13 protein-coding genes are annotated in these 14,332 nt (G+C 55.2%); 5 read left to right on the plus strand and 8 right to left on the minus strand.

Features of this window, described 5'->3' with window-relative positions; all coding sequences use genetic code 11:
* Nucleotides 1-2 precede the first annotated feature (2 nt).
* From ACFOFO_RS02310 to ACFOFO_RS02320, 3 genes are all read right to left on the minus strand, one after another.
* Entirely contained in the window at nt 3-2,384 is a 2,382-nt protein-coding gene (locus ACFOFO_RS02310; protein ID WP_390330734.1) for a bifunctional salicylyl-CoA 5-hydroxylase/oxidoreductase, read from the minus strand.
* A gap of 184 nt (nt 2,385-2,568) precedes the next feature.
* Complete coding sequence (locus ACFOFO_RS02315; RefSeq protein WP_390322893.1) at nt 2,569-3,738, minus strand: ABC transporter substrate-binding protein; 1,170 nt, start codon at nt 3,736-3,738, stop codon at nt 2,569-2,571.
* A gap of 64 nt (nt 3,739-3,802) precedes the next feature.
* Nucleotides 3,803-5,434 carry an AMP-binding protein gene (locus tag ACFOFO_RS02320; protein ID WP_390322892.1) on the minus strand — a complete coding sequence of 544 codons (1,632 nt, stop codon included), beginning with the start codon at nt 5,432-5,434 and terminating at the stop codon, nt 3,803-3,805.
* Nucleotides 5,435-5,754: 320 nt separating this feature from the next.
* On the opposite strand from ACFOFO_RS02320, the gene ACFOFO_RS02325 reads away from it, so the two are divergent.
* From ACFOFO_RS02325 to ACFOFO_RS02340, 4 genes are read left to right on the plus strand one after another with little or no spacing between them, the layout of a single operon-like run.
* A complete protein-coding gene (locus tag ACFOFO_RS02325; protein ID WP_390322891.1) occupies nt 5,755-6,675 on the plus strand; it encodes a branched-chain amino acid ABC transporter permease in 921 nt (306 codons plus the stop codon).
* Nucleotides 6,676-6,687: 12 nt separating this feature from the next.
* The gene (locus ACFOFO_RS02330) at nt 6,688-7,647 is read left to right on the plus strand and encodes a branched-chain amino acid ABC transporter permease (RefSeq protein WP_390330736.1); all 960 of its coding nucleotides are present in this window, start codon (nt 6,688-6,690) and stop codon (nt 7,645-7,647) included.
* Nucleotides 7,644-8,411 (plus strand): ABC transporter ATP-binding protein, encoded by a 768-nt coding sequence (locus ACFOFO_RS02335; protein WP_390322890.1) that lies wholly within the window; start codon nt 7,644-7,646, stop codon nt 8,409-8,411. The genes ACFOFO_RS02330 and ACFOFO_RS02335 overlap by 4 nt, the downstream gene beginning before the upstream one ends.
* On the plus strand, nt 8,408-9,118 hold the full coding sequence (locus ACFOFO_RS02340; RefSeq protein WP_390322889.1) for an ABC transporter ATP-binding protein: 711 nt from the start codon (nt 8,408-8,410) through the stop codon (nt 9,116-9,118). The genes ACFOFO_RS02335 and ACFOFO_RS02340 overlap by 4 nt, the downstream gene beginning before the upstream one ends.
* A gap of 145 nt (nt 9,119-9,263) precedes the next feature.
* Here ACFOFO_RS02340 and ACFOFO_RS02345 read toward each other — a convergent pair.
* Nucleotides 9,264-9,940 (minus strand): IS6 family transposase gene (locus tag ACFOFO_RS02345; protein WP_390330760.1). Its coding sequence is split into 2 segments (ribosomal slippage): nt 9,264-9,886 and nt 9,886-9,940, totalling 678 coding nucleotides; the frame shifts between segments, so codons are not numbered across the junction.
* Nucleotides 9,833-10,072 carry a hypothetical protein gene (locus tag ACFOFO_RS02350; protein WP_390330762.1) on the minus strand — a complete coding sequence of 80 codons (240 nt, stop codon included), beginning with the start codon at nt 10,070-10,072 and terminating at the stop codon, nt 9,833-9,835. Before ACFOFO_RS02350 ends, ACFOFO_RS02345 begins: the two co-directional genes overlap by 108 nt.
* 8 nt (nt 10,073-10,080) lie before the next feature.
* On the opposite strand from ACFOFO_RS02350, the gene ACFOFO_RS02355 reads away from it, so the two are divergent.
* Nucleotides 10,081-10,413, plus strand: a complete 333-nt coding sequence (locus tag ACFOFO_RS02355) for a YiiD C-terminal domain-containing protein (RefSeq protein WP_390322888.1) — start codon at nt 10,081-10,083, stop codon at nt 10,411-10,413.
* A gap of 264 nt (nt 10,414-10,677) precedes the next feature.
* Here the strand turns inward: ACFOFO_RS02355 and ACFOFO_RS02360 are convergent, their stop codons facing one another.
* The 3 genes from ACFOFO_RS02360 to ACFOFO_RS02370 form a co-directional block, all read right to left on the minus strand.
* Complete coding sequence (locus ACFOFO_RS02360) at nt 10,678-12,285, minus strand: carboxylesterase/lipase family protein (RefSeq protein ID WP_390330738.1); 1,608 nt, start codon at nt 12,283-12,285, stop codon at nt 10,678-10,680.
* Between the two features lie 471 nt (nt 12,286-12,756).
* A complete protein-coding gene (locus ACFOFO_RS02365; protein ID WP_390322886.1) occupies nt 12,757-12,933 on the minus strand; it encodes a hypothetical protein in 177 nt (58 codons plus the stop codon).
* A gap of 152 nt (nt 12,934-13,085) precedes the next feature.
* The gene (locus ACFOFO_RS02370) at nt 13,086-14,318 is read right to left on the minus strand and encodes an MFS transporter (RefSeq protein WP_390322885.1); all 1,233 of its coding nucleotides are present in this window, start codon (nt 14,316-14,318) and stop codon (nt 13,086-13,088) included.
* Nucleotides 14,319-14,332 lie beyond the last annotated feature (14 nt).

Here is a 14,332-nt window from a genome sequence, read left to right on the forward strand (position 1 = left end):
CCTCAGCCCTCCAGCAGTTTTGCCGCAATCTGTTGCGGTGTCAGACCGGTATTGGCAGCAGCGAGTTGCTTCTCGCGTTCCAGATTGCGCTCCAGCTGCACCTTGGCAGCGTAATATTGCTTGGGCCAGGCGAGATCGAGGTAGCCGATCTTGGCTGCCTCCATCAGCGTCCACGCCGGGTTGGCGAGGTGTGGGCGCGCTATGGCGCACAGGTCGGCGCGACCGGCAGCGATGATGCTGTTCACATGGTCCGCCTCGGAAATCGCGCCCACCGCAATCGTCGCGACGCCGGCCTCGTTCCGCACGCGGTCCGCGAACGGGGTCTGGAACATCCGACCGTAGACCGGCTTCTCCTTCTTGCTGACCTGACCCGACGAGCAGTCGATCATGTCGGCGCCGGCAACCTTGAACGCGCGCGCGATCTGCACCGCGTCGTCGGCGGTGATGCCGCCTTCCACCCAATCATGCGCCGAGATGCGCACCGACATCGGCAAGTGCTGTGGCCAGACCCCGCGCACCGCGCGGAACACCTCGAGTGGATAGCGCAACCGGTTCTCGAGGGAGCCGCCCCACTCGTCGGTGCGCTGATTGGTCAGCGGCGAGATGAACGAGGACAGCAGGTAGCCGTGCGCGCAGTGCAGCTCCAGCCAGTCGAAACCGGCCTCGGCCGCCCAGCACGCCGAGCGTACGAAGTCCTCGCGCACACGGTCCATATCGGCGCGCGTCATGGCACGCGACCAGGCGCTGACGCCGTCGAGGTACTGTTGCGGCGAGGCCGAGATCAGCGGCCAGTTGCCCTCTTCGAGTGGCTGGTCGATGCCTTCCCAGGCCACGCGGGTCGAGCCTTTGGCACCGGCATGGCCGAGCTGGATCGCCATCTTGGCGTCGCTGTTCGAATGGGCGAAGTCGACGATTCGCTTCCAGCCATCGCGCTGCGTCGTGTTCCAAAGACCGGGGCAACCCGGCGTGATACGTGCATCAGCCGACACGCAGGTCATCTCGGCAAACACCAGGCCGGCGCCGCCCATCGCGCGGCCCCCCAGATGCACCAAGTGGTAATCGCCCGCCACGCCATCATCGGCTGAATACTGGGCCATCGGCGAGACTACCACCCGGTTCTTCAGCGTTACGCCGCGCACCTTGAATGGGGTGAACATCGGCGGGACCGGTAGCTGCGTCTGCGCGCGCCGCACACCGGCACGCTCGGCGATCCAGTCTTCGTAGGCCTGGACGTAGCCCTTGTCGCGCACGCGCAGGTTCTCGTGGCTGATGCGCTGGCTGCGCGTCAGGAGCGAGTAGGCGAACTGCTGGGGCGGCAGGTCGGCATAGCGCGCGACGTTTTCGAACCACTCGGTCGAATTGCGCGCCGAGCTTTGAATCTTCAGCACTTCGATGGCACGCACCTCTTGATAAGCGGCCATGACTTGTTCCATACCGGCGTCCCCGTGCTTGTTGAAGCAGCGCGCCAATTCAATCGCGTCTTCCAGTGCCAGCTTGGTGCCGGAGCCGATCGAAAAATGCGCGGTATGCGCAGCATCGCCCATCAGCACCACCGGTACGCGTTTGCCTTGAATCTCGTTCCAATGCACCCATTCTTTGCAGACGATCCGTGGGAATTTGATCCAGATCGCCGAACCTCGCAGATGAGGGGCATTGCTCAGCAAGGGATTGCCGTCGAGATACTTGGCGAACAGTTTTTCGCAGAACGCGATGCCTTCCTCCTGGCTCATTTCGTCAATACCGGCTTTCAGCCAGACGTCTTCGGGAGCCTCGACGATGAACGTGGCGGTATCACCATCGTATTGGTAGGCATGGGCCTGAAACCAGCCATGCTCGGTTTGTTCAAACGCAAAAGTAAAGGCAGGAAACAATTTTTTGGTGCCGAGCCAGACAAAGCGGCATTTGCGCGTATCGATATCCGGCTGATAAGTGGTCTCGTAGCGCGTGCGGACGCGGCTGTTCAGGCCATCACAAGCGATCACCAAATCGGCGTCGTATTCCGCAGCGGCCTTCTGGTCGTCGGACACCTCTGTTTCGAACACCAGCTTGACGCCCAGTTCCAGGCAGCGCTCTTGCAGGATATTGAGCAGGCGTTTGCGCCCGATGCCGCAGAAGCCGTGGCCGCCGGAGGTGATGGTACGCCCTTTGAAATGCACGTCGATATCATCCCAATGGTTGAATGACTGCAAGATCGTGCGCGCGGTTTTTTCGTCGGCATTCACCAGGTTGCCAAGCGTCTGGTCGGAAAACACCACCCCCCAGCCAAAGGTATCGAAGGGACGGTTGCGCTCGATCACGGTGATGTCGTGCGCAGGATTTTGTTTTTTCATCAACAGGCTGAAATACAAGCCGGCGGGACCACCACCGATGCATATGATCTTCATTGCGACTCCTTGTTCCGTTGCTTAACCAACTGATTCAATTTTTAAATTTTTACTCTTTAGCTATTTGGGTCGATGCGTTCCACTCCCCAAAACCCTAGGATGAACTGCCTGAGGACCTCCTCCGTGAAAAGTCTTGAAGCAATTTCCGACCGAGACTTTCGGCCGGAGAGCCTCCCCCCTACACTTATTGCATCTTGCAAGCGGCAGCATAGGCATCGCCATGATTGGAGAACACCGTTCCCAAAGTGCGATTGGTGATGCGGCCTTGACCATCCTTGCCAATCACGCGCAAGTAGTAGTTCTGGATCGGATAATGGTTGTGGTTGAATTTGAATTCACCTCGGACCGACTTGAAATTGGCGGCCTGCAGCGCCTTGCCCAAGGCTTCCTTGTCTTCGATCTTGCCTTTCACGCCCCGTACCGCGGAATCCATCAGCAACGCGGCGTCATACCCCTGGGAGGCGTACAGCGATGGCAGCCGGCCGTATTCCTTAACGAAATCCGCCACAAAGCGTTTGTTTTGCGGGTTATCGATGTCATGCCCCCATTGCGACGCATTAAACATGCCCAACATCGGAGCACCCACTGCTTTGATAATGTCTTCATCGGCGGAAAAGCCGGGACCAAAAAGTTGGGCGCTTTTTGACAGCCCGGCATCGACGAATTGCTTGATAAAATTGATCCCCATGCCGCCCGGCAGGAAAATGTAAACCGCATCAGGTTTCATGGAACGGATCTGCGCCAGTTCTGTTCCGTAATCGAGTTGCCCGAGCTTGGTATAGATTTCGTCGGCGACTTTGCCCTTGTAGTAGCGCTTGAAGCCGGCCAATGCATCTTTTCCGGCCGGGTAATTCGGGGCAACCAAGACGACGTTCTTGAACCCTTTATCGTTGACTTGCTTGCCGACCGCCTCGTGCAGACTATCGTTTTGCCACGCAACATTGAAGAAATACGGATTGCACTGCTCGCCCGCATATTGCGACGGCCCTGCATTGGTACTGATGTAATACGTTTTGGCATTGAATATGGTAGGTCCAACTGCCAGCATCACATTGGAAAACACGATGCCGGTCATTAAATCAACCTTATCTTTTTTTAGCAGCCTATCGACCAGTTGTTTGGCTGCCTCCGGATTTTGTTGGTCGTCGCCACTGATCACCTCGATCGGTAAATTGCCGAACTTGTTATCGAGATGCTTGAGTGCCAACGTGAACCCATCACGTATGTCAACACCCAGACCGGCGCCCGCTCCGGACAGCGTCGTCACCATCCCTACTTTGACTTTATCGGCACCCTGCGCACCCCATGTCGCAGCAAGGGCTAGGAAAAAAGCGAAATAGCGTAGTATTTTCACGGTCAACTCCTTATTGGATAGTTAAGGGCCTCACCAAGCCCTCAGTTTGCAAAACACTCGCCGGTTATTCTTTACCTTGAGGAAGGCCGGCACTCCGTAATTTGTAGCGCTGCAATTTGCCGGCTTCTGTGCGCGGCAGAGACGTGCGAAATTCAATCGAACGCGGATATTTGTACGGCGCAATGCTTTGTTTGACGAAATCCTGCAACTCTTTGATCATCGCCGCAGTTTGCTCGACGCCTTGCTTCAACACCACATACGCTTTGACCACTTGTCCGCGCTCTTCATCGGGGTAGCCGACCACACCGCACTCAGCCACTGCGGGATGTTTCAACAGTGCGTCTTCGACCTCCGGGCCGGCAATGTTGTAACCAGCCGAGATGATCATGTCATCGGTGCGTGCGCTGTACCAAAAATAGCCGTCGGCATCCATCTCATAGGCATCTCCAGTCACGTTCCAGCCGTTGCACACGTAATCCTTCTGCCGCGCATCGGCTAGATAGCGACACCCGGTTGGCCCTTTTACTGCAAGCCGCCCGACGACACCGGGCGGCACCTGGTTGCCGTCCTCATCCAGCACGCAGGCTTGGTAACCTGGAATCGGCTTGCCGGTGGCACCGGATCGAATGTCGTTACCGGCAGCTGAAATAAAGATGTGCAGCATCTCTGTCGCACCGATGCCATCGATCATGGCCAGTCCCGTGGCCTGGCGCCAACTTTCCCGCGTCGCCGCCGGCAAGGCTTCGCCTGCAGAAACGGTTTTTTGAAGACTGGACAGATCGTACTTCGATGTCAGCGGCGCCATCTGGCGATAGAAAGTGGGTGCGGTAAAGCAGATGGTGGCGCGAAAATCCTGCACCGCCTGCAATAGCGATTCGGGCGTGAGTTTTTCCAGCAACACGGTGGCAGCCCCGACACGCAACGGGAACAACAGCATCCCGCCCAAACCGAACGTAAAAGCCAGCGGCGGGGTGCCGATGAAGATGTCATCTGCGTTAGATTGCAGTATGGAGCGCGGAAAACAGTCGCAAATCGCCATTACATCGCGATGAAAGTGCATGGTGCCTTTCGGCATTCCGGTGGTGCCCGACGTGAAACCGATAATGCAAACATCGTCGGCGGACGTATCGACCGCCTCGAAAGCAGCAGGCTTCGTCGCCATCAATTGCTCTAACGCATCGGGCGCGGCATCGTTGAAATACAGGACCCCTTCCAGCGTGGCGGACTGGCTGCGCGCGAATTCCATTTCCGTTTTCAAATCCGCCGCGCAAAGCGCAGCACTGACCTGTGCTTTGTCGATAATCACCGTCAATTCTTTTGCGCGCAACAGCGGCATCGTCGGCACTGCAATGCAACCAGACTTCACCACCGCGAGAAAGCAAGCCGCCATCATGGGGTTATTGGCGCCGCGTAACAGCACGCGGTTGCCCGGCACCAGCTTCAACTCTTCGCGGAGCACATGCGCAATGCGATCGACCTTATCCAGCAATTCCGCATAAGTCCACGTTCCTTGATAACCGTATATCGCCGGGCTGTCGGCATGCCCGGCCCGTACCATGTTATCCAACAACTCCGTCACACAATTCAGCCGGTCGGGGTATTGCAACTCAGGAAAATCGAACAGAAACTGCGGCCATTGCTCATGCGGCGGCAAGTTGTCGCTTGCAAAGGTGTCCACGTAGGCTGTTGCGATCATGTCTGCTCCGGTCAGTCGAGTTGTATTCACGAGGGTGACGTATTGTTGTCAAACGTCAGGAAATATACTTTATACTTAAACTATACAAACCTCAAGTAATTTTTTCGAATCAATGTATCACCTAATAAATTTATGCCGGATGGCTTACAACTTGCCGAAATTGATGTAGCATCGTTTAAGTATAAACTATTTAGATGTCAACTTATTTGAATTGCTCCGAAATCAAGTAGGCTAGTAGTCGCGTGATTTCATTCAGGCGCAAAAAAATAGTTGGCTTCTGACCGATTCGTAAGCACGTTGTTTTTTTGGAAGGAACAGGCATGGATATCACGCTCCTGTTTGAGCACTTATTGAATGGGCTTCAATTTGGCCTGATGCTGTTTTTGCTGGCGGCCGGATTGACTCTGGTTTTTGGCATCATGGATTTCATTAATCTGGCCCACGGTTCGCTGTATATGACAGGGGCTTATTTCGCGGCCACCTTTACGTCATTCACAGGTTCGTTCTGGATCGGCTTGTTATTGGCGATTGCCGCAACAGCGGTGGTAGGGGTAGTGCTGGAAATGTCGGTATTACGTCGACTTTATCGGCGCGATCATATGTCGCATGTGCTCGCCACCTTTGCACTGATCCTGATCTTCAATGAAACCGCGCGCATTATTTGGGGGGCGCAGCCGCTGATGCTCAACACGCCGCCTCTGTTGTCGCAGCCGGTGGAACTGCTCCCCGGGTTCTTCTATTCTTCATTCCGCCTGTTCATTATCGCAACCGGTCTTGCAGTAGCGGCATTGTTGTACCTGATTGTAGTAAAAACACGTCTGGGCATGTTGGTGCGGGCCGGGGCCTCCAATCGTGAAATGGCGACTGCGATGGGGGTCAACATCAAACGTGTCTTCACCCTGCTGTTCGCCTTTGGCGCAGCCTTGTGCGCGGTCGCCGGCGCGTTGCTGGGGTCGATTTTGGCAGTTCAAGTCGGCATGGGTGAAAGCATTTTGATTCCGGCTTTTGTCGTGATCGTGATCGGCGGCATCGGTTCCATACGGGGTGCATTGGTCGGTGCATTGCTGGTCGGCGTGGTCGATACGCTAAGCCGAACACTATTGCCGACCATGCTGCGAGCAATCATGCCACCGGACATTGCCTCCAATCTCGGTCCTGCCCTGGCTTCCATTCTGATTTATGTATTGATGGCTGCCGTGTTGTTCTTTAAACCGCAGGGATTGTTCCCGGCGCGCGGCTAAGGAGTGTCAACTATGAATAGCAAAATGCATCACCCTCTACCCGCTTTTTGGACATGGTTATTACTTGGCCTGCTGGCGACTTTTCCGCTAGGAGCAAACGCATTGGGCCAGGAGTTCTATATCAGCCTCGCCAGCCGCCTGATGATTTTTGCGCTGGCGGCAACCAGCCTGAATCTCATTCTCGGTTTCGGAGGAATGGTGAGCTTGGGCCATGCCGCTTACTTTGGCGCCGGCGCTTACACGGTCGGCATCCTGATGCAATACGGCGTGGTGTCGGCATGGGTCAGCTGGCCCGTCGCCTTGCTGGTGGGCGCACTGCTTGCGCTATTCATTGGCGCAATTTCACTGCGTACCAAGGGCGTGTATTTCATCATGATTACGCTCGCTTTTGCGCAGATGATGTATTACGTCTTTGTCTCGCTCAAAGCGTATGGTGGCGATGATGGCATGAGCCTGGCGGGGCGCTCTAAAATCGGCGTTGACCTCGCTTCAGACACAACTTTTTATTACGTGGTCTTGACCGTATTCGCGATGGCGCTGTTTCTAGTCTACCGCCTCATCAACTCACGCTTTGGCCGGGTGGTGCAGGCGGTGCGCGAAAACGAGACCCGCATGGAAGCGATCGGCTATCCGGTATTTCGTTACAAGCTGGTCTGCTTCGTGATCGCGGGTGCGCTGGCAAGCCTGGCCGGTGCCTTGCTGGCCAACCAAAACATGATGGTCAGCCCGAATCTAGTGCACTGGACGCAGTCTGGCAGCCTGATGGTGATGGTGATCCTGGGCGGAGTGGGTTATTTCTCCGGCGGGATAATCGGTGCTGTTGTCATGCTCATGCTGGAAGAAATTCTGTCCGGCTACACCGTGCACTGGCAACTCATTCTGGGTTTAATTTTGCTCGCTGTCGTACTATTGCTGCCGAATGGTTTAGCAAGCTTGTTTGATCGCTTCACCAAACGTGGGGGAAAAGCATGAGACCGGACAAAACAGAAGCATTACTTGATTTGCAAAATCTGGTGAAGCGTTATGGAGGATTGACGGCGACCGATCGTTTGAATTTGACCATCAACAATGGCGAAATCCATGCAATTATCGGCCCGAATGGTGCCGGAAAAACAACGCTGATTCACCAAATTTCGGGGTCCATCGCACCGAACGAGGGCACCATTGTATTCGGCGGCCGAGACATTACCTCTCTGTCCATGCACGAACGAGTCGCACAAGGATTGGCGCGCTCTTACCAAATCACAAACATTTTCAAGTCTTATTCCGTGCTCGACAATCTGGCGCTGGCGGTACAGGCGCGAACCGGAAGCAGTATGCGATTTTGGAAACAGGCCATCGCAGAACGCGCGATATTCGACGAAGCGCACGTTATCGGAAAGCGCGTCGGGCTGGCTAAACGGATCAAGACCATTGCCGGCAGTCTGGCACACGGTGAGCAACGCCAACTGGAGGTCGGCTTGGCGCTGGCTACCCGCCCCAAAATGTTGTTGCTCGACGAACCGATGGCTGGCATGGGACCGGAAGAATCGGCACGCTTGATTCCGCTGATCGAAAGCCTGCGCTCTGAGATTGCCGTACTGCTCATCGAGCACGACATGGATGCCGTATTCCAGATGGCTGACCGCATTTCAGTGCTGGTTGCCGGCCGCATTATTGCAGCCGGCACGCCAGATGAAATTCGCAACAACATCGAAGTCAAAAAAGCCTATCTGGGCGATGAGGTGGCAGCATGAGCACGATTCTGCGCGTTGACAACATCGAAACCGCCTATGGCGCTAGCCAGGTGCTGTTCGGCATCGATTTCACTATTGAACGCGGTGAAGTCGCCACTTTACTGGGACGCAATGGCATGGGAAAAACCACTACGGTGCGCTCGATTCTTGCCCTCACACCAATCAAACGAGGGACAGTCCATTTTTGCGATCATCGCATCGATACGCTGCCGACCGACCGCATCGCACGGCTTGGGATTGCCGTTGTGCCGGAAGGACGTCATATTTTTCCCAATCTCACGGTCAGGGAAAACATGGTCGCCTTCGCCGACAACCGCAGCAAGACCAAAGATCCGTGGACCCTGGCGCGGGTGTACCAGTTGTTCCCGCGGCTCCAGGAACGGGCCGACAACATGGGCAATCAGTTGTCGGGCGGCGAGCAACAAATGCTGGCGATCGGTCGCGCGCTGATGACCAATCCGCATCTGTTGATCCTGGACGAAGCGACAGAAGGCTTGTCGCCTCTGATCCGAGAGGAAATCTGGAACTGCCTCGGCCAACTGCGTGAACATGGCCAAACCATTCTGGTGATCGACAAATACGTGGAGCGCCTGCTATCCTTGGCGGACCGCCACACTGTCATTGAACGAGGACGGGTTGTTTGGTCGGGTAGCAGCGACCAACTGCACGAATCGCCTGATATCTGGCACCGTTATGTAGGGGTGTAGCCGGAAGGGTTTAGGAGCAGGCGTCCGGCCTGCCCCATCCAACAAATATTGCCAGATAAAAAACCAGCCCAATCAAGCGTTATCGAAACGGGTTCTGTCGCAAATATTTTGATGGAGTGAGCAAAAGATCTGGTTTAGAACACGCTTATGCAGCCAAAGCATAAAACTGCTGAGCAGGCGTAAGATCACCGCCGTCTTGCAATTGGCCCTTGCGAATCATGTGCATGATTTCGATGCCAGCCAAGGTATTTTTGGCCGACCGAAAAGATTTAAAACCGAGCATCGGCCTTATGATGCGCTTGACTGCTCGATGATCCTGCTCAACGATATTATTCAGACACTTGATCTGGCGGAGTTCAATTTCCGGAATGCCTTCAGGGTTGTAACCCTCGATCGCTGCAGTATTGGCCACGCTCTTGTCGATGGTGATTTTCTCTGGAACACCTTGATAGCGGATCGCCTTGGTCAAGAAGCGCGAGGCTGCTTTCTTATCTCGATGGGCAGTCAGCAAGAAATCGATTGTTTGACCCTCTTTGTCGACTGCACGATAAAGGTATTTCCATTTACCCTTGACCTTTATGTATGTCTCGTCCATCCGCCAGCTGACGCACACAGGCCGCTTCCGCCGCACGAAGGCTTGAGCCATTTGCGGTGCGTATTTGATCACCCAGCGGTTGAGCGTGGAATGATCCACCTCTACGCAACGCTCTTCCATCATTTCTTCCAAATTGCGATAACTGATTGGATATGCCACGTACCAGCGTACACCCAAAGAATCACTTCCCGCTCAAAATGACTGCCCTTGAATTCGATCATCGCCATCCCCTGCCTTTTCAAGGCACAGAGATTACTAAGCCAGGCAAAGCCGGTCACGGCGGTGGTAATGGTCTGGCATACGCGTAGCCAGACGGTCTGCGGATTGAACTGCTCCGCAGTCTTTTGCCACTCCTGCAACTGCGCCGTTGGCTCCGAATATCAACCACCAGGATACGGTATTCGGCGGAAGCGTTTCCGCGGTGGCAATTTTATCGACATGGACACTTCTTCATGTTCGCCTGGGATCGGAATGTGCGGGCGGCCAGATCGTTATTTATCGCAATACCATGCTCTATGATCGCCCCATCACCACCGGCTTTACAGCGATCGCAAGCATGCCGGACGCGGACGCCTGGGCCAGGCTGTTGAAGACGCTGAACAGGAAAAAGATGGCCCGCATATCGGTGCCTTCGGTACTTATTTGCGAAGGCCATCAGGTCGGTGCGCTTGAGGGCGAATTCGTTGTCCTGCCGGAGTAAGGATAAGGCGCAGGACGCAACACACCGGTGAAACGCGGATACTGCGCGCCATCGGCCTGGCCGGTACTGATTTGGCGCACGCTCAGGTTGGGGTTCCCGCTCTAACCGCGACGCGCTTAACTATTGACGATTGCAGTGCCACCGCGTGCCCCTCCGGGCACGCGGGACAGATTCTCCTATTGATGAAATGGACTGTCGATGGTACCTCAGGAAAATGCATGGAACCGTATCTGCATATCCAGTCGACTTCCTTGGCAATCGAGATCAGTACAATTTTTGGATCAGATCTAGCCGTGCTTTCCAGGCATCCGGCACGCTTCGCGTTTTTTCTGCGCCATCTGGAGAAAACTCGAGCAGGGTGTCGCTTTTCGTGTCGTAAGCCTGCCATTCCGGACGTCCAATTCCGTTGGGGTTCCCGGTCTTTGCGAACGATACCCAGTAGTCGTTGGCGAGCTTCGCCGTTTGCGCATCCTGCGGCGTCACCGAAGCACCGTAACGCGCATTCAGCGTGTCAAATACAAATGGTAGTTCACTGGCATGCATCGCCCCGTTGAATTGGCTGCGCGCGGCTGCCGCCACATACGAAAACCGATATTCGTAAACCGGTACGCCTTGCGCAGAAAGCGTCTGGGAGACAAAGCGCGCAGGCTCGACCATCATCATATCGCTGGCGATGCGCGCCACGACTTCGCTCACAGTAGAGGTGCCGAGCGGATTGAAGGCTGCCTCCGCCGCCTGACGGTTCGCAGGACCGAAAGGCGCATACGCTTCGTCCATCGTCTTGGCGGAAGAAAAGCCCAAATCCATATTGGTGGCGCCGACCATATACGGTACCTTGTTCGCTTGCCCCGACCGGAAAATATTGCCCGGTTCGTCCACGACAATCTGACCATCGATCATCGCGCTGGCAAAAGTCGGGTCAAAAACGTTCAACAAATTCAAGCTCCCCACTATTTTATCCGCCGGCAGCGCGCGTAGCGCCGCCAGTGCGCTTGCATCCTCGCCGGTAACGCCAAGGCTGCTGGCAAATGTGACGCCAACCTGCTCAGCCGATGGCAACCCGTTGGGACCAGTTTCGCTCAGGCGACGCCCGGGAACGATTCCGTTGCGCCCGCCACCGGATTCGGCGATCGCTTTGTGAAAGAGCCCTTTGGCGAGCGGCGATGTCATCAAGGTATTTACCGACCAACCGCCTGCAGATTCCCCGAATATCGTCACGTTATTGGCATCTCCGCCAAACGCTTCGATATTCCGTTGAACCCAACGCAGCGCCGCGATCTGATCCATGAACGCGTAATTCCCCAACTGGCCGGCCGGGTTCTCCTTGGTTAGCGCAGGATGACCGAAAAAACCGAAGCGGCCGAGACGATAGTTGAAACTGACAAGAACGACACCCTGCTTGGCGAACTTGCTGCCGTCATAAACCGGAGCTGCCGAGCTGCCATTCACAAATCCGCCGCCGTAAATCCACACCATGACCGGTAACTTTTTGGGCGTCACCTCATCGGGGCGCCATACATTGAGTACCAGGCAGTCCTCACTGGGCTCGGTGCCGACCGGCGATGGCGCGGCGTCCCCCTTATAGGGCTTTTGCATGCAATCGTGTCCGTAACTTCCTGCCGCACGAACGCCTGTCCATGCTGCAGGCTCTTGCGGCGGACGCCAGCGGAGTGCGCCGACCGGTGGCGCGGCATAGGGAATGCCCTTGAAGGACATGACTCCGGCCTCGGCAGACCCTTGCAACGGGCCGCTATTGATCAGCGCAACTTTATTCATTGCGAGGGAATCCAGAGCACTACCGCCGCCGCCGCATGCGGTGAGTGCGCCGACAATCATCGTTGAAACGAGTAGTGAGAGGTATTTGTGCTGCATTATTGTCTCCTTGTTTTAGTCAGGCTATATGCGTGCCACCTGGTTGAAATGAACCGTCTCGCTGATGTGAAATGCACGCCTTCGAGAATACGTTCAACGGTCATCCGCCACAGCGCTTCCCGCGTCGTGCGAATAAATTAATTGCTGTTAGGGAAGCCGTGGATAATCCGGGCTAAAACTCGTCGTCGATCAGGCCTGAAGGCAACAGCTCCAGATAAGCCGGCACGGACCAGTAGTCTTCGCTGAAACAGAACATGAGAAAATTAAACATGGGTTGTTCTCCTTTTTTAAAATATCAATCATTTATTAGTCATTCAGAGAATGACCTCTGACGCTGACAAACCCTATCTTGATCAGAAAGAGCCAGTGTAGTGCCTCATAAATAAGCCAACTTATCAAGGCCGCCCGGTTGCTGGGCTTAACAGACTAGTTGCAAGATATCTTGCAAAAAGTCATGCCCGATCAGGTAGCTCAAATGTTAGCAACAGCTTGAAGCACTGCACTAGGAGCGGGTTTAATCTTTTCAGCCGATCCCCATCCCAACTCGCGCCGGATCTGTTCAATGTCGGGCGGTGGCTCAGTTTTGAGTTGACGATGCTTTAGCCAGTCTCTGACTTGCACTTTGCTTGGTTGATTGATCGCTTCCATAACACCATCCATGTTTTGAAAAAACTCCCTCTGGCCGTCGCGCTTTGATTCAGAGACGGCTGGGTAGTCCTACTTCGTTAAAAAAATCAGAGCTCCGTCTCCCTGCCAGGGAGAAGCGTGTGCCCTTATGCTAAATTTGTGACACAGTAGGACTAGTACTGTCTGCGAAGGTAGAAGTCGAGCACACCGACGGCCAACGCCGCAATAAGCACCGGAATGCAAGCGGTCAGAATTATTTCTTTGGCTGGTCTGTCAAGAGATAACAGAATCCCGCCCATTGCCGGGCCGAGAATAGAACCAATGCGTCCGACCGCTGCTGAATAACCTACACCGGTGGCGCGTGCAGCTTCAGGATAGAGCGTTACGGCAAGAGCACTTTGGCCTATTGCGCCCGCCAAAAGACCGACACCAATTGCTGCAATGGTTAGCAACAACTGGAGCCTGTTGAGATCCAGGAAGGTGACACATGCGATGGAAATTGCGCCGAGCAAGGAAGCAAATACTAAAACCCGTGACGCTCCAAATAGGGCGGAAAGCGGCATGAGGAAAATCGCGCCTACCAGACCACCGGCACCAAGACAGGCAGTGCCGATAGACGTTTCGGTTGGGTTGAACCCGAAATTCAGCAACAGGGTTGGCAGCCAGAAATACAGCGCGTACACGGCGACAAAGATCATGAAGGAAAAGCTCCACAACAGCGTGGTGCTGTATGCCAGCACTCCCTTGAAAAGACTGCTGATCGCGGCATCCGACCGCAAGGCAGATTCGCCCGTCTTTTCATGCTTGTTGGAAGGCAAGCCCCACCAGAGAAAGGGGAACAGCAGTACGGGAAGCATGCCGCCTAGCCAGAAGACGGATTGCCAGCCATGGTGTGCAATCAACCGGCCTCCGAAAACGCCGCCTAATGTGCTGCCTAATCCTATGCCGGCGGCCACTGCGACGGCGATCATTTCACGGCGATGCGCAGGGCATTGTTTAGCGGCCAAGGCAACGGCAGCCGGTAACACGGCACCGAGTCCTATGCCCGTAATGAACCGCAAGATGGCAAGAATCGACAACGATCCTGCGAAGCCGGTCATCATCGAGCCAACCGCAAAAAAAAGCACGCTGCACAGGATGACCCACCGACTGCCGAGACGATGCGTCAGTTGCCCGCTCACCATGTAGCCAATGACCGCACCCAGACTTGTGGCAACAAAGGCGGGCGTAAATGCGGCGGGTGGCATTCCCCATTCCCGCGCTAGCGTGGGCACCACAAAACTGATCGACGTCGTATCAAAACCATCGAGGAGTATCGCCAGAAAAGCCAGGATGACAATGCGCCATTGGATTGGCTTGGCTTCTGAACTTATCGCTTGCTGAAGAGAAGGGGAATAGCTGTCCATAGAGAGTCTCGCTT

This window comes from Pseudundibacterium arcticum (assembly GCF_042646465.1).
Taxonomy (GTDB): domain Bacteria; phylum Pseudomonadota; class Gammaproteobacteria; order Burkholderiales; family Burkholderiaceae_D; genus Undibacterium_A; species Undibacterium_A arcticum.